Source organism: Streptomyces sp. NPDC005263, from assembly GCF_042872365.1.
GTDB lineage: Bacteria > Actinomycetota > Actinomycetes > Streptomycetales > Streptomycetaceae > Streptomyces.
Genome location: NZ_JBIAKJ010000002.1, coordinates 588,720 through 608,408 on the forward strand (window position 1 = coordinate 588,720; position 19,689 = coordinate 608,408).

General features: G+C 72.5%; 16 protein-coding genes. 7 read left to right on the forward strand and 9 right to left on the reverse strand.

Annotation, left to right across the window (positions count from 1 at the left end):
* Window positions 1-47: 47 nt before the first annotated feature.
* From nirD to ACFYRY_RS09945, 4 genes are all read right to left on the reverse strand, one after another.
* Window positions 48-407, reverse strand: a complete 360-nt coding sequence (nirD, locus tag ACFYRY_RS09930) for a nitrite reductase small subunit NirD (protein WP_389142032.1) — start codon at window positions 405-407, stop codon at window positions 48-50.
* Window positions 404-3,028, reverse strand: coding sequence for a nitrite reductase large subunit NirB (gene nirB / locus ACFYRY_RS09935; RefSeq protein WP_389142034.1), 2,625 nt, complete (start codon window positions 3,026-3,028; stop codon window positions 404-406). The genes nirD and nirB overlap by 4 nt, the downstream gene beginning before the upstream one ends.
* Window positions 3,028-4,278 (reverse strand): NAD(P)/FAD-dependent oxidoreductase, encoded by a 1,251-nt coding sequence (locus ACFYRY_RS09940; protein WP_389142036.1) that lies wholly within the window; start codon window positions 4,276-4,278, stop codon window positions 3,028-3,030. Before ACFYRY_RS09940 ends, nirB begins: the two co-directional genes overlap by 1 nt.
* Before the next feature lie 215 nt (window positions 4,279-4,493).
* On the reverse strand, window positions 4,494-5,423 hold the full coding sequence (locus ACFYRY_RS09945) for an NAD(P)-dependent oxidoreductase (protein WP_389142038.1): 930 nt from the start codon (window positions 5,421-5,423) through the stop codon (window positions 4,494-4,496).
* Between the two features lie 97 nt (window positions 5,424-5,520).
* On the opposite strand from ACFYRY_RS09945, the gene ACFYRY_RS09950 reads away from it, so the two are divergent.
* Complete coding sequence (locus tag ACFYRY_RS09950) at window positions 5,521-5,910, forward strand: winged helix-turn-helix transcriptional regulator (protein WP_389142040.1); 390 nt, start codon at window positions 5,521-5,523, stop codon at window positions 5,908-5,910.
* Here ACFYRY_RS09950 and ACFYRY_RS09955 read toward each other — a convergent pair.
* The 3 genes from ACFYRY_RS09955 to ACFYRY_RS09965 all read right to left on the reverse strand — a co-directional run bounded on the left by ACFYRY_RS09955 (window position 5,848) and on the right by ACFYRY_RS09965 (window position 9,098).
* Window positions 5,848-6,489, reverse strand: coding sequence for a class F sortase (locus ACFYRY_RS09955; protein WP_389142042.1), 642 nt, complete (start codon window positions 6,487-6,489; stop codon window positions 5,848-5,850). The two genes, ACFYRY_RS09950 and ACFYRY_RS09955, sit on opposite strands and share 63 nt — an antisense overlap.
* Window positions 6,490-6,637: 148 nt before the next feature.
* Window positions 6,638-7,165, reverse strand: a complete 528-nt coding sequence (locus ACFYRY_RS09960; protein WP_389142044.1) for a hypothetical protein — start codon at window positions 7,163-7,165, stop codon at window positions 6,638-6,640.
* Between the two features lie 283 nt (window positions 7,166-7,448).
* Entirely contained in the window at window positions 7,449-9,098 is a 1,650-nt protein-coding gene (locus tag ACFYRY_RS09965) for a M4 family metallopeptidase (RefSeq protein WP_389142046.1), read from the reverse strand.
* 223 nt (window positions 9,099-9,321) lie between these two features.
* Between ACFYRY_RS09965 and ACFYRY_RS09970 the strand changes: the two genes are divergently transcribed.
* Entirely contained in the window at window positions 9,322-9,741 is a 420-nt protein-coding gene (locus tag ACFYRY_RS09970; RefSeq protein WP_389142048.1) for a gamma-glutamylcyclotransferase family protein, read from the forward strand.
* An 88-nt stretch (window positions 9,742-9,829) separates the two neighbouring features.
* Here ACFYRY_RS09970 and ACFYRY_RS09975 read toward each other — a convergent pair whose 3' ends face one another.
* Complete coding sequence (locus ACFYRY_RS09975; RefSeq protein WP_389142050.1) at window positions 9,830-11,995, reverse strand: molybdopterin oxidoreductase family protein; 2,166 nt, start codon at window positions 11,993-11,995, stop codon at window positions 9,830-9,832.
* 381 nt (window positions 11,996-12,376) lie between these two features.
* Between ACFYRY_RS09975 and ACFYRY_RS09980 the strand changes: the two genes are divergently transcribed.
* The 3 genes from ACFYRY_RS09980 to ACFYRY_RS09990 all read left to right on the forward strand — a co-directional run bounded on the left by ACFYRY_RS09980 (window position 12,377) and on the right by ACFYRY_RS09990 (window position 16,018).
* Window positions 12,377-13,933, forward strand: coding sequence for an amino acid adenylation domain-containing protein (locus tag ACFYRY_RS09980; protein WP_389142052.1), 1,557 nt, complete (start codon window positions 12,377-12,379; stop codon window positions 13,931-13,933).
* Complete coding sequence (locus ACFYRY_RS09985; protein ID WP_389142054.1) at window positions 13,930-15,189, forward strand: hypothetical protein; 1,260 nt, start codon at window positions 13,930-13,932, stop codon at window positions 15,187-15,189. The genes ACFYRY_RS09980 and ACFYRY_RS09985 overlap by 4 nt, the downstream gene beginning before the upstream one ends.
* Before the next feature lie 61 nt (window positions 15,190-15,250).
* Complete coding sequence (locus tag ACFYRY_RS09990; RefSeq protein ID WP_389142056.1) at window positions 15,251-16,018, forward strand: enoyl-CoA hydratase-related protein; 768 nt, start codon at window positions 15,251-15,253, stop codon at window positions 16,016-16,018.
* Here ACFYRY_RS09990 and ACFYRY_RS09995 read toward each other — a convergent pair.
* Window positions 16,005-16,778 carry a vancomycin high temperature exclusion protein gene (locus ACFYRY_RS09995; RefSeq protein WP_389142058.1) on the reverse strand — a complete coding sequence of 258 codons (774 nt, stop codon included), beginning with the start codon at window positions 16,776-16,778 and terminating at the stop codon, window positions 16,005-16,007. The two genes, ACFYRY_RS09990 and ACFYRY_RS09995, sit on opposite strands and share 14 nt — an antisense overlap.
* A gap of 221 nt (window positions 16,779-16,999) precedes the next feature.
* Between ACFYRY_RS09995 and ACFYRY_RS10000 the strand changes: the two genes are divergently transcribed.
* Both ACFYRY_RS10000 and ACFYRY_RS10005 read left to right on the forward strand, forming a co-directional pair.
* Complete coding sequence (locus tag ACFYRY_RS10000) at window positions 17,000-17,866, forward strand: sirohydrochlorin chelatase (RefSeq protein ID WP_389143705.1); 867 nt, start codon at window positions 17,000-17,002, stop codon at window positions 17,864-17,866.
* 418 nt (window positions 17,867-18,284) lie between these two features.
* Window positions 18,285-19,577 (forward strand): deoxyguanosinetriphosphate triphosphohydrolase, encoded by a 1,293-nt coding sequence (locus tag ACFYRY_RS10005; protein WP_389142060.1) that lies wholly within the window; start codon window positions 18,285-18,287, stop codon window positions 19,575-19,577.
* The last annotated feature ends 112 nt before the right edge of the window (window positions 19,578-19,689 follow it).

Below are 19,689 nucleotides of genomic sequence, written 5' to 3' on the forward strand. Positions count from 1 at the left end.
GCCGACCATTATCGATCAGGCGGCTCCGGCTCGGGCTGCCGCTCCGGCTAGGAGACCCGCACCTCGTACGTCGCGACGCGTACCGTCTCGTCGTCCAGGCACACCCCGGTCTCCAGGTCGAAGCGCTGCTTCAGGAGGGGGGAGGCGACGAACGGTCGTCCCTGGTGGGTGCCGGTCAGGCCGCGGGAGAGGACCGCCGCGCCGCCGAACGGGTCGCGGTTGTCGATGGCGTACAGCCGGCCCGCGCGGTCGCGGAAGAGGGCGGCCTGGTGGCCGTCGGGGAGCAGTGCCGCCACCCCGCGGCCCGGTAGCAGCGCGCCCAGGTCGCAGACGGTGAACCAGGCGTCGTCGCCCGCGTCCAGTTGGAGTTGGACCTTCAGGTCGGTCGTCTCGGGTGCCAGGGTCATCGCTGGGCGCTTCCTTCCAGGACGTCGGCCGGGTTGTCGGTGGGCCGCATGCCGATGGACAGCAGCGGCAGGTCGGGCTTGATCTGGTCGCGCTCCGGGATGAAGCCGACGACCGGGTCGGGGGTGTCGGGGGCGTTCACGAAGGAGACGAACCGCGACAGCTTCTCGGGGTCGTTGATGGTCGTCGCCCACTCGTCGGCGTAGTGCGCGACGTGGTCCGTCATCAGCGACTCCAGCTCCTCGCAGATGCCGAGGGAGTCCTCCACGACCACGTCCCGCACGTGGTCCAGGCCGCCCGGGATCCGCTCCAGCCAGGTCGAGGTGCGCTCCAGACGGTCGGCGGTGCGGATGTAGAACATCAGGAACCGGTCGATCAGACGGATCAGTTCGGCGTCCGAGAGGTCCTGCGCGAGCAGGTCCGCGTGGCGCGGGGTGGCGCCGCCGTTGCCGCCCACGTACAGGTTCCAGCCGCCCGCGGTGGCGATGACGCCGAAGTCCTTCGACTGGGCCTCCGCGCACTCCCGGGCGCAGCCCGACACCGCCGACTTCAGCTTGTGCGGGGAGCGCAGGCCCCGGTAGCGCAGCTCCAGGTCGATCGCCATGCGCACCGAGTCCTGGACGCCGTAGCGGCACCAGGTCTGGCCGACGCAGGACTTCACGGTGCGCAGGGACTTGCCGTAGGCGTGCCCGGACTCGAAACCGGCGTCCACCAACCGGGTCCAGATCAGGGGGAGTTGTTCGACGCGGGCGCCGAACATGTCGATCCGCTGACCGCCGGTGATCTTCGTGTAGAGGCCGAAGTCGCGGGCGATCTCACCGATCACGATCAGGCCCTCGGGGGTGATCTCACCGCCGGGGATGCGGGGGACGACCGAGTACGAGCCGTTCTTCTGGAGGTTGGCGAGGAAGTGGTCGTTGGTCTCCTGGAGCGCCGCCTGCTCGCCGTCGAGGACATAGCCGCTCGCGCCGATGGTCGGGGCGAGGGAGGCGATGATCGAGCCGACCGCGGGCTTGCAGACGTCGCATCCGTCACCGCCCCGGGCGCCGTCACGGCCGTAGCGGTCCAGCAGGTCCTGGTAGGTGTTGATGCGCAGGGCGAGGACGATCTCGTACAGCTCCTCGCGGGTCTGCGCGAAGCAGCCGCACAGGCCCTTGTCGACCTCGATGCCGCCTGCCTCGAGTTCGGCGTTGACCAGCTGGCCGAGGACCTTGACGCAACTGCCGCAGGTGGTGCCGGCCTTGGTGCACTTCTTCACCTCGGGCACCGTGGTGCAGCTGTGCTCGGTGACCGCGCCGCGGATCGTGCCCTTGGTGACGTTGTTGCAGGAGCAGATGATCGCCTCGTCCGGCAGCGCGGTCGGGCCGAGCTGGGTCGGCGCCCCGGCGCCGGCCGGCAGCACCAGCGCCTCGGGGGAGACGGGCGGCACGGAGCCGGTGAAGGCGCGCAGGGTGCCGTACGCCTCCGCGTCGCCGACCAGGATGCCGCCGAGCAGCGTGCCGTCGCGGCCGATGACCAGCTTCTTGTACAGGCCCGAGCGGGAGTCGGAGTAGACGACGTCCAGGCAGTCCTCGGCCGTGCCGTGCGCGTCACCGAAGGACGCCACGTCCACGCCGAGCAGCTTCAGCTTGGTGGACAGGTCGGCGCCGGTGAACGTCAACTGCTCAGTCTCGTCCTCGGCGATCGTCGCGGCCGCCGCCTCGGCCTGCTCGTAACCGGGGGCCACCAGGCCGTACACCCGGCCGTCGGAGGCCAGCGCGCACTCGCCGATCGCGAACACGTGCGGGTCGGAGACGGTGCGGCACTGCTCGTCGACGGTGATGCCGCCGCGCTCGCCGACCGTCAGACCGCAGTCGCGGGCCAGCTGGTCGCGGGGGCGGACACCGGCGGAGAACACCACCAGGTCGGTGGCGAGTTCGGAGCCGTCGGACAGCTTCATGCCGGTGACCGCGCCGGACTCGTCGACCACGATCTCCTGCGTGCCGACGCCCGTGTGGACCGACAGGCCCATGTCCTCGATGGTGCGCAGCAGCGCCGCGCCACCGCCCTCGTCGACCTGGACCGGCATCAGGCGGGGCGCGAACTCCACGATGTGGGAGGTGAGCCCGAGGCCCTTCAGCGCACCGGCCGCCTCGAGTCCGAGCAGGCCGCCGCCGACCACCGCACCGGTCGTCCGCGTCTTCGCGTACTCCTCGATCGCCAGGAGGTCCTCGATCGTGCGGTAGACGAAGCAGCCCTCGGCGTCCTTGTTGGGGACGGGCGGGACGAAGGGGTACGAGCCGGTGGCGAGCACCAGGACGTCGTAGTCGACGACCAGGCCCGAGCGGGCGGTCACCCGGCGCGCCTCACGGTCGATCGTCTCCGCCGGGTCGCCGACGTACAGCTCGATGCCGTGGTCCTCGATGAACTCCATGTCGGTCATGGAGAGGTCCTCGGGCGACTTGCCGGAGAAGTACGAGGTGAGCGCGACCCGGTCGTACGCGGGGCGCGGCTCCTCGCACAGCACGACCACGCGGTGCGTGGCGGTCAGGCCGCGTGCGGCGAGCGCTTCGAGGAAGCGCTGGCCGACCATGCCGTGGCCGACGAGCACGATCGTGGGGGTGCCCCCCAGGGTGGCGGTCATCAGGAGCCTCCGTCGTTGGTGAGCAGGTGGAGCAGGGGGCCGCCGTCGGACGGGAGCGGCTCTGCTCCCTCCCAGGCGCGCGCGAGCGCGCCGACGGTGCCGAGTTCGCCGACGAGGACCCCGCCGACCAGGCGGTCGTCGCGGACGACGACCTTGCGGTAGGTGCCTCGGGTGGCGTCGGCGAGCTGGACCACGTCGTCGCCGGGAAGGGCCTCCGTCTCGCCGAACGCGGCGAGGTCGAAGGCGCTCTGTCCGGCGAGGGTGAGCCGGGTGAGTGAGCGGGTGCCGGTGTAGCGGGCGCCGAGGTCGCCCGCGCCGCCCGCCCCGCCTGCCGCGCCCGCCTCGCCCGCGAGCAACTCGGCGAGGATGTCGGCCTGTTCGAGGGCCGGAGTGGCCAGCCCGTACACGGTGCCGTCGTGCTGGACGCAGTCGCCGACGGCCCGGATGTGCGGGTCGGACGTACGCAGTTCGTCGTCCACGACGATCCCCTTGCGCACGTCCAGGCCCGCGGCCTGGGCGAGACCCACCCGCGGGTGGACCCCGCAGGCCAGGACCACCAGGTCGGCGTCGAGGGTGTAACCGTCGGCCATCTCGACCGAGCGGACCACGCCGCCGACGCAGCGCACGTCCCGCACCCGGCACTCGGTGTGGATCTCGACGCCGAGGTCCTTGAGGTGCCGGCGGACGAGCTTGGAGGCCGACGGGTCGAGCTGGCGCTCCATGAGCCGCTCGGACTGCTGGGCGAGGACGACCTGGGCGCCGCGCAGCGCGAGCGCGCGGGCCGCCGAGACCCCGAGGAGGCCGCCGCCGATGACGACCGCCTTCGCACCCGGCCGGACCGCCTTGGACAGGCCCAGGCAGTCGTCCATGGTGCGGAAGGCGTGGACGCCCTCGGGGAGCACGTGGTCGGGGGTGAACAGGCCGCGCAGCGGCGGGAGCACCGGGTTGGAGCCGGTGGCCAGGACCAGGGTGTCGTATGCGATCTTCGAACCGTCCGCGCACTCCACGGTCCGTCCGTCCCGGTCGATGCCGGTGACCTGGGCCCGGACCAGGTCGGCGGGCGCCGGGAGGGCGATCACCTCGGGGCTGTAGCGCCCGGCCAGCACTTCGGCGAGGAGCACCCGGTTGTACGGGCGGTGCTCCTCGTCGCCGACGAGCGTCACGGGTGTGCCCAGCTCACCGAGCCGCCGGGCGAGACGGACGCCCGCGAGGCCGGCGCCGATCACCACCACACGCGTATTCGAGGTCATGTCTAGGAGCGTGCGGTGTGGGTGTTACCCGATCGCATCACGTCTGTTTCCCGCGGGGAACGCTGCCCTCAGCGGGGACGCGAGGCGGGTGTGAGGGTTCGGGACGGGCCTGGGGGGTGCGCTGTGAGGGTTCGGGACGGGCGCGAGGGGAGCGCTGTGAGGTCCGCGCCCCCCCCCGCACACCCCACCCGCACAGCACCCCCTCGCTCGCCCTTCTAGGAAAGCTCCCGTCGCTCACCGGAGGTCAGGAGCAGATCGACCAAGCCCGTGGTGTCCTCGGCACCGTGACCCTGACCCGCCGTCAGGCGCCGCTCCATCAGCGCCAGGTACGGCGTCAGCAGCTCGGCGCTCACGCCCTGCTCCTCGGCCGTGCGCAGCAGGGTCGCGTTGCCGGTGACCTGCATGGCGAGGTCGGAGACGACGTCCTTGGTGTAGTCACCGGCCTCCAGCCGCTCGGCCACCCCGTACGCCATGGGCGCCATCGCGGTGAGCCACGACACGAGCAGCGGCGCGAAGTCCTTCGGGGCGATGTCCTCCCGGCGGATCAGCGCGAAGGCGTGTGTGACGCCGGCGAACATCCCGCTCATCGCGCTCAGCAGCGCCACGTCGTGCAGCGCGGCGAACCCCGGGTCCGCGCCGGTGTACCTGGCCTGGGCGGGGACGGCGAGGGTGTCCCGGTGCTCCTCGAAGAGCGCGGCACACCCGCTGTAGAAGACGTACGCCCCGGAGTCCGCGGCTCCGATCATCGGCGGTACGGCCATGATCCCGCCGTCCAGGAAACGGGCCCCGCGCGCCTCGGCCCAGGCGGCCCGGTCCCGCCCCTCGGCGGGCGTCCCGGTGGTCACGTCCACCAGGTCCCGGCCCGTGAGGTCGGCCCCGTCGAGGGCCTCGCCGACGGACCCGTCGTCGAGGAGACAGACCACCACCAGCCGGTTCGCGGCCACCGCGGCGGCGGCGTTCGGCGCGACGGTCGCGCCCTCGGCGGCCAGCGCCTCGGCGCGGGCGGGGGTGCGGTTCCAGACGGTCACGGGGTGGCCGGCGGCGAGCCAGGCGCGGGCGAGGGCGGAGCCCATCGCGCCGGTGCCGAGGAGCGTGAGGGGAGCCGAGGAGGAAGGTGTGCGCGGGGCAACCGCGTTGTCAGTCATGGCGATTAGGCTCGTCGCAGGGCAACGGCCCGCTCAAGTACGTACTTCCGAGTGGGTGGTTACCACCGGGAAAGAGTCCAGGCGGGGGAGGGGCGGCATGACGACCGTACGGCGGCCGGGGGCGTACGTCTGCGGGATCGACGCGGCGATGGATGTGATCGGCGGCAAGTGGAAGGTGCTCATCCTGTGGGCGCTTGACGTCAGACCGTGCCGCTTCGGCGAGCTGCGCAGAGAGCTGCCCGGCGTGACGGAGAAGGTGCTCGCGGCGCAGCTGCGGGAGCTGGAGGCGGACGGCGTCGTGCACCGGGAGGCGTACGACGAGGTACCGCCGCGTGTGGAGTACTCGCTCACGCCCCTGGGCATCTCCCTGAATGAGGCACTGGGGCCGCTGGGCGCCTGGGGGCGGGTGAACGTGCTGGCGGGCTCAGCGGCTGCCCGTGAGGTGCGCGAAGACGACGACGTTCCCCTGATAACCGGTGCTCCGTGAGTAGCCGCCACCGCAGGTGATCACCCGCAGCTCGGGCCGCGCGGCGGCGCCGTACACCTTCTTGTCCGGGAAGTTCCTCGCCTGGTAGGCCTCCACCGCGTCCACCGTGAAGACGGCGACCGTGCCGTCACGCCGGTCCACCTCGACGGTGGCGCCCTTCTTCAGCGCGCCGAGGTCGTAGAACACCGCGGGACCGTCGGCGTTGTCGACGTGCCCGGCGACGATCGCGGTGCCCGTGTCCCCGGGGGTGGTGCCGGCCTCGTACCAGCCGGCCAGGTTCTTGCGCGCGGCGGGCGGGACGTCGAGTCGGCCGGCCGGGGTGAGACCGAGGCCCGTCAAGGGCGCGTTCACCCGGATCGAGGGGATGCGGATCCGGTCGGGCGGGGAGGGCGGCAGCGCGGGCGCGCCCGGCGCCGCGGACCGCCGGGTGCCCTGCCCGGCGTCGCGGCCCGCGTGCGCCTGCGCGGCGGACGGCTGCGGCGGGGCGTGTGTCTCGGCGCCGCTGCGCAGCAGCCAGGCCCCGGTGCAGAGGGCCGCCGCGGTGACGGCCGATATGGTGGCGTTCTGGACCCTGCGCATGCGCTCGACCTCTCTCCTGGCCGGGGCCCCTTCCCTCCTGCCGGGGCCCATTGCTGGGGGTCCCCTCCCCCTCCGGGCCGCGAGGGGCGACGGACCCGGAGGGGGAGGGGACACGCGGTACCGGCGGACGGACGGCGGAGGGTGTCCGTCAGATCCCGTCGCCTCTCGCCCGGCGATGCAGGAGCCAGGTACCGCCCGCGGCGGCGACGGCGAGAGCCGCCACGCCGGCCGCGGTCTGCACGGGATCGGGGCCAAGTGCGCCGCCGACCCCCGTCTTCACACTCCCTCGCGGATACACCTGCTCGCGCTGGGACGTCAGCGTGACGACCAGGTCACCGGTCACCCGCCGCCCGCTCACCGCGCAGGTCGCGACGATCTCGTAGGTCCCCGGCTGCGCGCTCGGCGGCACCCGGAACCGCCCGAGCGCCTCGCCCTCCCCCTCGCGGGCGCTGGGCGCCATGGTGAACACACCGGCGCCCACGGCTCCCGCGTCGCCCGCCGCCGTGTTGATGTCCCCGCAGGCCGCCGAGGTCACGGTGGCCTCCCCGCCCGGCACGACCGAGGACGGTGACACCTCCAGTCCGGTGGTGTCACCGCCGTACGCGGGTACGGCGGTGAGGCCCGCGGCGGCCACGGCGAGCGCGGCAGCGGTCAGCGGGCGGGCGGTGCATCGCATCGGTGCTCCCTCGAGCGGTTTCGGTGGGACTGCCCTTCCGAGGTAAGTGGCACCGAGCCCGAACCGCTCCCTGAGGGATCGTCAGAAATAGGATGAATGGGTGCCGAAAAGGAGCCGCCCAGACCTGAAGCACCTGGCGTTTCGGCTGGTCACCGGCGTCTGGAGGAGGCGCGAGGGAAGACGCTCCGATGGGCGGAGGGGGAAGGGGGTGAACGGGTGACGGACGGCTGCCCCGGCCCTGAGGCCGGGGCAGCCGTCCGTCACGCACCCACAGTCACATCCATCACTTCACATTGACCGCGCTCCACGCCGCGCCCACCGCGTCGTACTCGGTGCTGCCGGCCCCGTAGAGGTCCTTCGCCGCGTTCAGGGTCGCCGTGCGGGCGGCCGCGTAGTTCGTCGAGGACGTCATGTAGACCGTCAGCGCCCGGTACCAGATCGCGCCCAGCTTGTCCCGGCCGATCCCCTTCACTGCCTTGCCGTCGTGGGTGGGGGAGTCGTAGCTGACACCGTTGATGGTCTTGGCGCCGCTTCCCTCGGCCAGCAGGTACGCGAAGTGGTTCGCGACCCCGGACGAGTAGTGGACGTCGAGGTCGCCGAGCGAACTGCTCCAGTAGTCGGCCGACTTGCCGTCCTTGGACGGCTTGTCCATGCGGCGCAGGGCGTCCCGGCCGAAGCCGGAGCGGACCACCTTCTCGCCGATCAGGTAGTCGCCCGGGTCGGAGGGGTTGTCGGCGTGGAACTCCACCAGGGTGCCGAAGATGTCGGAGGTGGCCTCGTTCAGGCCGCCCGACTCGCCCGAGTACGCCAGCGCCGCCGTCTTCGACGTCACACCGTGGGACATCTCGTGGCCGGCCACGTCCAGGGACACCAGCGGACCGAACGCCTTCCCGTCACCGTCGCCGTACGTCATGCAGAAGCAACTGTCGTCCCAGAAGGCGTTGTTGTAGTTGTCGCCGTAGTGCACCCGGTTGTACGAGCCCTTGCCGTCGCCCGCGATGCCGTTGCGGCCGTGGACGTCCTTGTAGTAGTCCCAGGTCTCGTCCGTGCCGTACTGCGCGTCCACCGCGGCCGAGGCGCGGTCGGCGGAGGTGCCCGTGCCCCAGTGGTTGTCCGGGTCGATGAAGACCTTCGAGGGCGCCGGGCTCGGGCAGATGGTCAGGACGCACAGGTCGGTCTGGTTCGCGGCGTCACCGGTGTACGTGTTCCCGCGCGTGGTGTCCTTCAGCTGGAACGTCGATCCCGACAGCGTCGTCTCCAGCGGAACCGTGCCGCCGTACAGGGACTTGCCGTCGCCCGACGCCGTCTCGATGGTGCTCCAGGCGTCGATCTGGGATCCGTCACCGGCGTCCGTCAGGACCGTCCGCGCGGCGGGGTTGCCGAGGGAGTCCTGCGCGACGGCGTTCGTCCGCCAGGCCAGCTTCGGGGTGCCGTGCAGGGTGTCGACCACCAGCTGCGACTTGGCGGTGATCCGGCGCAGGGTCTCGCCGAGGTTGACGGAGCGCAGCGCGTTCACCGCGAGGTCGGCGGCCTTCGGCGCGGACAGCTTCGGTGTGACACTCGCGAGCGAGATCACGCCCTTGGTGGCGAGGCTGGCGCCGCGGTAGCTGCCGTCGGGGGCCAGGTGCACCACGAAGTCGCCGCCGAGAACGGGCAGTTGGTGGTACGTACGGTCGTAGCGGACGTGTTGCGTGCCGTCCGCGTCCACCACGACGTCCCGGACGGTCGTGGCCTGCGCGTCGCTCAGACCCAGCGCCGCGGCCCGGTCCGCGAGCACCGACGCCGCGTTCTCGATCGCGGTGGCCCGGGTCGGCCGGTCGGCCGCGTCGGCGGCGGGGCTGAGTGCGGCGGCCAGCAAGGTGGCGGTGGTGGCGGCTGCGCCGACGGTGGCGAGACGACGGGAACCTCGGGCGTACGGCCGTATCCGGCTCATCGGTCTCCTCGGAAAGGCGCCTGAGAGGGCGTGAGGGCGTGAAGGGGGGCGCGCGGAACGTGGGGTGGCGCATGACGTGAGAGCGCGGAGGGGCGTGAGAGCGCGGAGGGTGGGGGCGCAGGACGTGGGGGCTTCGCAGATCTTGATCAAGATTTAAGGCGCCGTAGACATGCCATGTCTATGGCGCCGATGGGGAGGTGTGTGAGGAGTGAGAATCGTTTCTGTGACCGACCGGGAACTGCCCTTCTTCGTCTACGGGACCCTCCGCCCCGGCGAGCCCAACCACGACCTCTTCCTGCGCGGCCGCACCCGCTCCGAGGAGCCGGGCCGGCTCGACGGCGCGGTGCTGTACGAGGGGCCCGGCTATCCGTACGCCGTGGAGGACCGCGGGGGAGTGGTGCACGGCGAGGTCGTCACCGCGCTGCCCGAGGTGTACGGGGAGTTGCTGGTCGCGCTGGACCGGCTGGAGGAGTACGTGCCGGGGGATCCGCGCAGCCTCTACGCACGCGTGGAGCGCGAGGTGATCCTCGACGGCGACGGGCGGACCGTACGGGCATGGGTGTACGTCGCGGCGCCCTGGGTGGCCGCCCGTCTGCGCGCCGGCGGGAAGCCCATCGGGAGCGGCGACTGGTCGGCACGGTGAGCCCATAGGGAGTCGGCGACTGGTCGGCACGGTGAGCCGGAGCCCCGCCGCCCCGCCCCGCCCCGCCCGGACGCGCCCGCCCGGCGGCCTACGACTCCACCGTCTCCAGCCGCACCGCGCACGCCTTGAACTCCGGCATGCGTGACGTCGGGTCGAGTGCCGGGTTGGTGAGGGTGTTGGCGCGGCCCTCGCCGGGCCAGTGGAAGGGCATGAACACGGTGTCCGGGCGGATCGCGGTGGTGATGCGAGCCGGCGCCACGGCACGGCCCCGTCGGGACACCACGGCCACCGGGTCGCCCTCGGCCGCACCGAGCCGCTCCGCGAGCCGGGGATGCAGTTCGACGAACGGACCGGGCGCGGCGGCGTTCAGCTCGTCGACGCGGCGGGTCTGGGCGCCGGACTGGTACTGGGCCACGACCCGCCCGGTCGTCAGCAGCACCGGGTACTCGGCGTCGGGTTCCTCGGCGATCGCCCGATGCGAGACGGCGACGAAACGGGCCCGGCCGTCAGCGGTGGCGAAACGGTCGAGGAAGAGACGGGGGGTGCCGGGATGCGGCCCGGCGGCGGCGTCGTCGCCCGACGCCCCACCCACGCTTCCGGCTGTGCCCGCGTCCCTGCCCGCGTCACCGCCCCGCGCCCCGTCCCCGTCCGCCGCCGGACACGGCCAGAACACGCCGTTCTCCTCCACCAGTCGGCGATAGGTGATCCCGGAGTAGTCCGCGGGTCCGCCCGCGCTGGCCCGACGCAGCTCCTCGAAGACCTCCTCGGGGTCGGTCGGGAAGCCCTTCTCCACGCCGAGACGTGCGGCCAGTTCGTGCATGACCCGCAGATCGCTGCGGATGTTCTCCGGCGGGGTGATCGCCTGCCGGCGCAGCAGCACCCTGCCCTCCAGGTTGGTGGTGGTGCCCGTCTCCTCCGCCCACTGGGTGACCGGCAGGACGACGTCCGCGAGCTCGGCGGTCTCCGAGAGCACCACGTCACAGACGGCGAGGAAGTCCAGCGACCGCAGCCGCTCCTCGATGTGCGCGGCGCGCGGCGCCGACACCACCGGGTTCGACGCCATCAGCAGCAGTGACTTGATGTCGGTGCCGAGCGCGTCCAGCAGTTCGTAGGCGCTGCGCCCGGGCCCGGGCAGCGAGTCGGGGTCCACGCCCCACACCTCGGCGACATGCCGCCGCGCCGCCGGATCGTCCAGCTTGCGGTAGCCGGGCAACTGGTCGGCCTTCTGGCCGTGTTCGCGCCCGCCCTGCCCGTTGCCCTGCCCGGTCAGGCAGCCGTACCCGGACAGCGGACGCCCCGCACGGCCGGTCGCCAGGCACAGGTTGATCCACGCGCCCACCGTGTCCGTGCCCTTGGACTGCTGCTCGGGCCCGCGCGCGGTGAGCACCATCGCGTTCTCCGGCTCGCAGAACATCCGTACCGCTTCCCGGAGTTGCGGAACGGACACCCCCGTGATCCGTTCCACGTACTCCGGCCAGTGGGCCATCGCCGCCGCGCGGGCGTCCTCCCAGCCGGCCGTGCGCTCGGCGACGTACGCCTCGTCGACCCGTCCCTCGGCGACGATCAGGTGCAACAGCCCCAGCGCCAGCGCCAGATCCGTGCCCGGCCGGGGCGCCAGATGCAGGTCGGCCTGCTCGGCGGTCCTCGTGCGGCGCGGGTCGATGACGATCAGGGTGCCGCCGTTCTCCCGCAGCTCGGTGAAGAACCTCAGGGACGGCGGCATGGTCTCGGCGAGGTTGGAGCCGACCAGGATCACGCACCCCGTCCGCGGGATGTCCTCCAGCGGGAAGGGCAGCCCGCGGTCCAGCCCGAACGCCTTGATCCCCGCGGCCGCCGCCGACGACATGCAGAAGCGGCCGTTGTAGTCGATCTGGGAGGTGCCGAGCACCACCCGCGCGAACTTGCCGAGCGTGTACGCCTTCTCGTTCGTCAGGCCGCCCCCGCCGAAGACCCCGCACGCGTCCGGGCCATGTTCCGTACGCGTGCGGGACAGGCCCTCGGCGATCCGGTCCAGCGCCTCGTCCCAGGTGGCGGGCACGAGCGTGCCCGCCGAGCGCACCAACGGGGTGGTCAGACGCACGGCCGACGCCAGCACCGCGGGCGCGGTACGGCCCTTGCCGCACAGCGCCCCCCGGTTCACCGGGAAATCCGTCCGCTCGCCGACCTCGACGGTCCCGTCCGGCGTGGGCGTCAGGTTCATCCCGCACTGCAGGGCGCAGTACGGGCAGTGCGTGGGCGTCACGGAGTTCTCCATGCCACTCAGCGTGCTTCCGACGTGTTACGCGCCGGGCGGCACCGTGTTACGCGGCCGGGACGGCGACCTCCCCGCCCGCCTCCGGGCGCCGTGAGGCGCACAGCGGCCCACCCCCGAGTCGTCGCAGCCCGATACGGAAGTTGCCTCTGTTGCGAAAGTCGGCGGATGTGGCTCATTTCACCGCATGTGTGTCCGGTCATGCCTTGTTGAGGGTTGAAGCGCAGCGGTCGCAGTCTGGATTTCGCGCGCGACTCCGCACGGCGTTCGACACCCGGGCCCAGCCGCTTGATCTCGGCTGCACCCATGCGCGGCTTCACCCGCGTGTGGCCGACCGTCACTCGAAACAGCCAGCAAGTCAGCCAGCCAGGAGGTCCCCCAACCATGCCCCTGCGCCACTTGACACCCCGCGACCAGCGCCTTTTCCGGCTCTACGGCCACGGCCCCGCCGTCCCCGTGCCGGACCCCCTGATCCACCATGCGGTCGAACGCCAGGCCCTGGCCAGGCCCCACGCCGTGGCCGCCGAACACCTCGGCGCGACGATCACCTACGGAGAGCTCGACCGGGACGCGGACGCCGTCGCCGCCCGCCTCACCCGCGAGGGCGTCCGCCCCGGCGACCACGTCGGACTCTTCGTACGCCGCTCGATCCCGATGCTCGTGGGCCTGCTCGGCATCCTGAAGGCGGGCGCCGCCTACGTCCCCCAGGACATCGCCCTGGCACCCCCGGCCCAGCTCGCCCACGTCGTCCGGGCCGCCCGCACCAGAGTGGTCCTCACCCTCACGGAACACGCCCACCGCGTACCCCGGCCGCCCGGCCACCGCCTGATCGCGCTCGACGAGCCGCTGCCGCACCTCCCCGCCCCCCGGCGCCGCGCCGAGCCCGGCGAGCCCCGTGCTCCCCGCCCCGCGGTCCGCCCCGACGACGGCTGCTACGTCCTGTTCACCTCCGGCACCACCGGCCGCCCCAACGGCGTCAAGGTCACCCACCGCAACGTCGCCAACATCCTGTTCACCGAGCCCGGCGGCCTCGGCATCCGCCCAGGTGACCGCGTGGCGCAGCTGCTGAACATCGCCTTCGACATGGCCGCCTGGGAGATCCTCGGCTGCCTCGCCCACGGCGGCACCCTCGTGATCCGCGGCAAGGACATCGCGGCCACCGCCCGGACCGCCACCGTGCTGATCGCCACCCCGACCGTGCTGTCCGGCGTCGACCCCGCGAGCTGCCCACGGGTGCGCACGGTCGCGGTCGCCGGGGAGCCCTGCCCGCGCCCGCTGGCCGACCGCTGGGCCCGGCGGGCGGCCTTCTTCAACTGCTGCGGACCGACCGAGACGACGATCGTCAACACCATGAGCCGCCACGATCCGGCCGCCCCTCTGCTGACCATCGGCCGTCCGACCCCCAACAACACGGTGTACGTCCTCGACGCCGACCGCCGCCCCCTGCCCATCGGCGAGGTCGGCGAGATGTGGGCGGGCGGTGACTGCGTCTCGGCCGGCTACCTCGGCGACGACGCGCTCAACCGCGAGCGGTACGCCCCCGACCCCTTCCTCGGCGGCGAGCGCCGGATGTTCCGCACCCGCGACCTCGGCCGCTGGACCCCGGGCGGTGCCCTCGAACACCTCGGCCGCACCGACGACCAGGTCAAGGTGCGGGGCTTCCGCGTCGAACTCGACTCCGTCTCCTCGGTGCTGGAGTCCGTGCAGGGCTGCGTGCGCGCCGTGACACTGAAGCAGGACGCGCGCCGCCTTGTGTCGTTCGTCTGCCCGGCGGACGTCGATTCGGACGCGGCCCGCCGCGCGGTCGCCGCCGCCCTCCCGTACTACTGCGTCCCCGCCGAGATCCTGCCGCTCGCCTGCCTCCCCGAGACCGACCGCGGCAAGATCGACAAACCGGCCCTGCTGCGGCTGGTCGAGCGGCGTACGGCGGCGGCCCGATGACCACGTCACTTCGTCGGGAGACCGTCGACCTGCCGCCGCTGCTGCCCGCCCACCGCCGCCTGCTCAAGCACCCCCGCCTGATGCACCACAACCGGCTGGCGGCACTGGTGATCCTGGTCAACCTGGTGTTCCTGTACGCCGGCCGGCCACTCAGCACACCGACCCTCGGGCACGCCTCGCTCGCCAACCTCGCCCTCGCGGTGGTGATCCGCCAGCAGTACGTCGTCAACGCGCTCTTCCGGCTGGCCACCCGGCCGCCGACCAACTGGCCGCTGCGGATCCGCTGGACGCTGGGAAAGGTCTACCACTTCGGTGGCCTCCACGTGGGCGGGGCGCTGGCCGGGGCGGGCTGGTTCCTGGCCCTGGCGGTCGCGGTGACGACGGACGGCGACAACGGCCTGCTGATCGCCGTCAGTTGGACCCTGGTCGCCCTGCTGGCCGTCATCGTGGCCACGGCCCTGCCGCCCTTCCGCTCCCGTCACCACGACCTGTTCGAGAAGATCCACCGCTTCGGCGGCTGGACGGCCCTCGTCCTCTTCTGGACGCACACCCTGCTGTCCACCCCGGGCCCGGTGCCGCTCGCCGTCCTCGCCGTCGTCACCTTCAGCGTCGCCCTGCCCTGGCTGCGGCTGCGCAAGGTCGACGTGCGCGTCGAACGGCCCTCGCCGCACGTCGCCCTGGCCCGCTTCGACTACGGCGAGACACCCTTCGCCGGCTCCTCCACCGCCGTCAGCCGCAGCCCGTTGACGGAGTGGCACTCCTTCGCCAACGTCCCCTCGCCCGGCGAGTCCGGCTTCCGGCTCACCATCTCGCGGGCCGGCGACTGGACGGGCTCGTTCATCGACGACATGCCCGCACGGGTATGGGTGAAGGGCATCACCACGGCCGGGGTCGCCAACATCGAGACGCTGTTCACCAAGGTGGTCTACGTGGCCACGGGCAGCGGCATCGGCCCCTGCCTGCCCCACCTGCTGGCCGCCGAGGTCCCCTCCCGCCTGGTCTGGGCGACCCGCGACCCCCGCACGACCTACGGCGACGCCCTCGTCGACGAGATCCTCGCCGCCCAGCCGCACGCCCTCGTCTGGGACACCTCCCGGCACGGCAAGCCCGACATGGTCCGCCTCGCCTACGAGACGTACCGCGACTTCGGCGCCGAGGCGGTGATCTGCATCTCCAACAAGAAACTGACCTGGCAGGTGGTGCACGGCCTGGAGCGACGCGGGATACCGGCGTACGGCGCGATCTGGGACTCGTAGACCGGCCCGGAATCCCATAACCCCGGAGCCCCGAACCCCGAACCCCGGAAAGGGGAAACCGATGAACACCGTCAAAGTCGAACGCCACGACCGCGTGGTCACCGTACGGCTGCACCGCCCGCACGTCCGCAACGCGCTCAGCGGCGAACTCCTCGCCGAACTCCTCGACGTCCTGCGCCCGTTGGACACGGACCCCGAGGTCGGCTGCCTGGTCGTCACCGGCTCGGAGCAGATCTTCGCGGCCGGCGCCGACATCAGGGAGATGGCGCCGAAGACCGCCCCGGAGATGGTGGCGGAGGACTACTTCGGCGCCTGGGAGGAGTTCGCGGACCTGCGCACGCCGAAGATCGCCGCCGTCAACGGGCCCGCTCTGGGCGGCGGTTGTGAGCTGGCGATGATGTGCGACCTCGTGATCGCGGGGGAGTCGGCGGTCTTCGGCCAGCCCGAGATCAGGCTGGGCGTGATCCCCGGCATCGGCGGCACCCAGCGCCTGACCCGGCTGATCGGCCGGGCCAGGGCGATGGACCTGGTCCTCACCGGCCGCACGATGGACGCCCGGGAGGCGGAGTCGGCCGGTCTGGTCTCCCGGGTCGTGCCCGACGCGCGGGTCCTCCCGGAGGCCCTGGCCGCCGCCGCGACGATCGCCTCGTACAGCCGTACCGCGGTCAGGGCGGCCCGCGACTGCGTCGACCGCGCCCTGGAGAGCGGGCTGCGCGACGGCATCCGCTACGAACGGCGGGTCTTCCACGCCCTGTTCGCGACCGAGGACCAGAAGGAGGGCATGGGCGCGTTCCTGGAGAAACGAGCCCCTCGCTTCACCGGCCGGTGACGGCGCCCGCGGGGGCGGGAAGTGAGGCTCCGCCCCCGCTCCCGCTCCCGCGGCGCGCCGCCGCCAACGCCCGGCCGACGCCGGGTTCCTTCGGCCCGAGGAACCGCGGATCCGGCTCGAACACCACGTCCAGGGCGGCCTTGCCCGCCGCGAGGATCTCCCGGACGCCCCCGTAGTACCAGGTCACATCGTGCTTGGCGGCGACGCCGACACCGTAGGACGTGACACCCGCCGCCCGGCACAGGGCGAGCGCCCGTCGGATGTGGAAGTCCTGGCTGATCAGCACGGCCCTGTCGACGCCGAAGATCTTCTTCGCGCGGACGCAGGAGTCCCAGGTGTCGAAGCCCGCGTAGTCGCTCACGATCCGCGTGTCCGGGACGCCGTGCCGTGTCAGATAGGCGCGCATGGCGTCGGGCTCGTCGTAGTCCTCACGGCTGTTGTCGCCGGTGACCAGGACCACCTCGATCCGGCCCTCCCGGTACAGCCGCGCCGCCGCGTCCAGCCGGTGGGCGAGGTACGGCGACGGCTCGCCGTCCCACAGACCGGCGCCGAAGACGACGGCGACCTCGGTGCGGGGCGCGTCGGCCGTGGTGCGCAGCCGGCCGTCCGTCGAGACGTACAGCCAGGTGGCCGGCAGCAGGGCCAGCACGCACCCCGCCATCACGGCCTGCACCAGCCGCCGCTGCCCGGCGCGGGTACGCGGCAGACGGGGTCGCCGCAGGAGTCTTCGCAGGGGTCTTCGGAGCTTCGGCGGACGCATCGACGGTCCCTCCCCGGTCGGTCCTTCGGCAGTCAGAGACGACCGCCAAGGCCTCCCGGTTCGTCGGCCACCCTGTGATCAGCTTCACCTGGGGAGATGGAACCGCAGGTCACGGCACCTCACAGTGCCCTGGCACCCCACCGTGAACCGCCGGAAAACACCCGTCATTCCCGTGCAACGGGAAGGCAACCTCCCGCCGTCACCATCGACACATGACGGCGATGCGCAAGTCGGAAACTCTTCGCGACGGGTCCACGACCCTCGACAGCACGGCGCACCACATGAACCCGATCAGCAGCCGGCTCGCCACCCGGCTCGGCCTCGTCGCCCTCGACGGCCGACGCCACCCCGAGCCGCCCGCGCTCGTCGTCGTGGCCCACGGCAGCCGCGATCCGCGCACCCTGAGGACCGTCCACACACTCCTCGACCAGGTCCGCGAGCTGCGCCCCGGCCTGCCCGTGCGCCTCGGCCACATCGAGCTGAACGCGCCCCTGCTCCCCGACACGCTCGCCTCCCTGGGCACCGGCGACGCCGTCCTCGTACCGCTGCTCCTCAGCCGCGGCTACCACGTCAAGCGGGACATCCCCGAGATGGCCGCCGCAGCCCCGGCACGCACCCGCGTGGCCGCCCCGCTCGGCCCGCACCCGCTGCTCGTGGACGCCCTGTACGACCGCCTCGTCGAGGCCGGCTGGCGCACCCCCGTGGACGAGGCGACCCGCCGCACCAGCGCGGTGGTCCTCGCGGCGGCCGGTTCCCGCGACCCCGACGCGGCCGCCGACACGGGCCGCACGGCGCACCTCCTCGCCGAACGCCTGGGCGTCCCGGTGATCCCCGCGTATGCCTCAGCGGCCAAGCCCACCATCGAGACGGCCGTCCGCGCGCTGGCCGCCCGAGGCCGCCACCGGGTCGCCGTGGCCTCCTACTTCACGGCCCCCGGCCTCTTCGCCACCCAGTGCGCGGACAAGGCCCCCTGGATCGCCTCCGCCCCCCTCGCCACCCACCCCGCCCTAGCCCGCCTCCTCCTCCACCGCTACGACCAGTCCCTCGCCACACAGACCATCCCGGAACCCGCACTGGCGTCAGCCTGAAACCCCGGATAAGCGCGCCCACCCAGAGCTGGCGTCGCCCTGAAACCCCGGACGAGCACACCCACGTAGGGGCGCGGGGAACTGCGCGACCAACCACATCGCACCCGCACCCGCCCCACACCGGAACCAGGCAGACGCGTAGGCCCCCGACGCTGACCACTGGCGTCAGCCTGAAACCCCGGACGAGCACACCCACCTAGGGGCGCGGGGCTGTATCGATATGCGGCTCCGCCGCGGGGCGCGAACCACCACATCGGACGCGCACGGGCGGCGCCCTGAAACCCCGGACGAGCACACCCACCTAGGGGCGCGGGGAACTGCGCGAACAACCACATTGGACCCGCACCCGCCGCACAACCGGAACCCGGCAGACGCATAGGCACCCCCGATTGTCAGCACCTGCGCTTACTGTCAAGACATGGAAGGCACCGCACCCGAGCACCCCCACACCCCACCCCCCGGCTACGACCCGACGTCAGTCGCCCGCTGGGCCGCGGAACCAGACAAACGCCCCGGCCGCACCGCCTTCCAACGCGACCGCGCCCGCATCCTGCACTCGTCCGCCCTCAGACGACTCGCCGGAAAGACCCAGGTGGTCACACCAGGGACCCGGACCCCCGCCTGGGACGCCAGCCCCCGCACCCGCCTCACCCACTCCCTGGAATGCGCGCAGGTGGGCCGGGAACTGGGCGCGGCCCTCGGCTGCGATCCCGACCTGGTCGAAGCGGCCTGCCTCTCCCACGACCTGGGCCACCCCCCGTTCGGCCACAACGGCGAACAGGCCCTCAACGAGTTCGCCGACGACTGCGGCGGCTTCGAGGGCAATGCCCAGTCGCTCAGGCTCCTCACCCGCATCGAACCCAAACGCTTCGTCGCCGAGGGCTCCGTCGGCCTCAACCTCACCCGCGCCGCCCTGGACGCCGCCACCAAGTACCCGTGGCCCCGAGGCGCCCACCCCACCGACCCCCGGTCCCCGAAGTTCGGCGTCTACGAGGACGACCGGCCGGTGTTCGACTGGGTCCGTGAGGGCGCCCCCGGCACTCGTACCACCTTCGAGGCCCAGGTCATGGACTGGGCGGACGACGTGGCGTACTCCGTGCACGACGTCGAGGACGGCCTGCACGCCGGCCACATCGACCCCGACCTGCTGCACGCCGAACCGGAACGCCGCGCGGTCTTCGCGGTCGCCGTCGGCCGGTACGTGGCCGCGGACACCGACCACGCCGAACTCGCCGCCGCCCTCGACCGGCTCCTCGACCAGGAGTGGTGGCCGCACGGCTACGACGGTTCGGCCGTCGCCCAGGCCCGCCTCAAGGACGCCACCAGCCAGCTCATCGGCCGCTTCTGCCTCGCCGCCGAGACCGCCACCCGCGCCGCGTACGGCACCGGCCGGCTGACGAGATACGGCGCCGAACTCGTCGTACCGCGCGAGACCCGCCTGGAGTGCGCCGTCCTCAAGGCGGTCGCCGACCGGTACGTCATGCAGCGCGCCGAACAGGAGCGGCTCCGTGCCGACCAGCGGATCGTGGTCGCCGAACTCGCCGAGGCGCTCACCGCCCGCGCCCCCGACGGGCTCGACCCGCAGTTCCGGGCCCTGTTCGACCAGGCAGCGGACGACCGTGCGCGCAAGCGGGTGATCGTCGATCAGATCGCCTCCCTGACCGACGCGTCAGCCCGTTCGCTTCACGCCCGTCTGACCGGGCATCTGTGATGCTGAAGCGACAGGGGTGACATGACGCGTGCCCGAATGTGACCCTCCGTGGCCTGATCGGGTCACTCCCTCTTCCCGCATCACACTCCGTGCGGGACGCTCGCATGTGGCG

Excerpts from the sequence above, each read along its gene's own strand:
- ACFYRY_RS09980 (WP_389142052.1), top strand. The coding sequence starts at position 12,377 with ATGCCCCTGCGCCACTTGACACCCCGCGACCAGCGCCTTTTCCGGCTC.
- ACFYRY_RS09990 (WP_389142056.1), top strand. The coding sequence starts at position 15,251 with ATGAACACCGTCAAAGTCGAACGCCACGACCGCGTGGTCACCGTACGG.
- ACFYRY_RS09940 (WP_389142036.1), bottom strand. The coding sequence starts at position 4,278 with ATGACCTCGAATACGCGTGTGGTGGTGATCGGCGCCGGCCTCGCGGGC.
- ACFYRY_RS09945 (WP_389142038.1), bottom strand. The coding sequence starts at position 5,423 with ATGACTGACAACGCGGTTGCCCCGCGCACACCTTCCTCCTCGGCTCCC.
- ACFYRY_RS09975 (WP_389142050.1), bottom strand. The coding sequence starts at position 11,995 with ATGGAGAACTCCGTGACGCCCACGCACTGCCCGTACTGCGCCCTGCAG.
- ACFYRY_RS09995 (WP_389142058.1), bottom strand. The coding sequence starts at position 16,778 with ATGCGTCCGCCGAAGCTCCGAAGACCCCTGCGAAGACTCCTGCGGCGA.
- ACFYRY_RS09985 (WP_389142054.1), top strand. The coding sequence starts at position 13,930 with ATGACCACGTCACTTCGTCGGGAGACCGTCGACCTGCCGCCGCTGCTG.
- ACFYRY_RS10005 (WP_389142060.1), top strand. The coding sequence starts at position 18,285 with ATGGAAGGCACCGCACCCGAGCACCCCCACACCCCACCCCCCGGCTAC.
- ACFYRY_RS09950 (WP_389142040.1), top strand. The coding sequence starts at position 5,521 with ATGACGACCGTACGGCGGCCGGGGGCGTACGTCTGCGGGATCGACGCG.
- ACFYRY_RS10000 (WP_389143705.1), top strand. The coding sequence starts at position 17,000 with ATGCGCAAGTCGGAAACTCTTCGCGACGGGTCCACGACCCTCGACAGC.
- ACFYRY_RS09965 (WP_389142046.1), bottom strand. The coding sequence starts at position 9,098 with ATGAGCCGGATACGGCCGTACGCCCGAGGTTCCCGTCGTCTCGCCACC.
- ACFYRY_RS09955 (WP_389142042.1), bottom strand. The coding sequence starts at position 6,489 with ATGCGCAGGGTCCAGAACGCCACCATATCGGCCGTCACCGCGGCGGCC.
- nirB (WP_389142034.1), bottom strand. The coding sequence starts at position 3,028 with ATGACCGCCACCCTGGGGGGCACCCCCACGATCGTGCTCGTCGGCCAC.
- nirD (WP_389142032.1), bottom strand. The coding sequence starts at position 407 with ATGACCCTGGCACCCGAGACGACCGACCTGAAGGTCCAACTCCAACTG.
- ACFYRY_RS09960 (WP_389142044.1), bottom strand. The coding sequence starts at position 7,165 with ATGCGATGCACCGCCCGCCCGCTGACCGCTGCCGCGCTCGCCGTGGCC.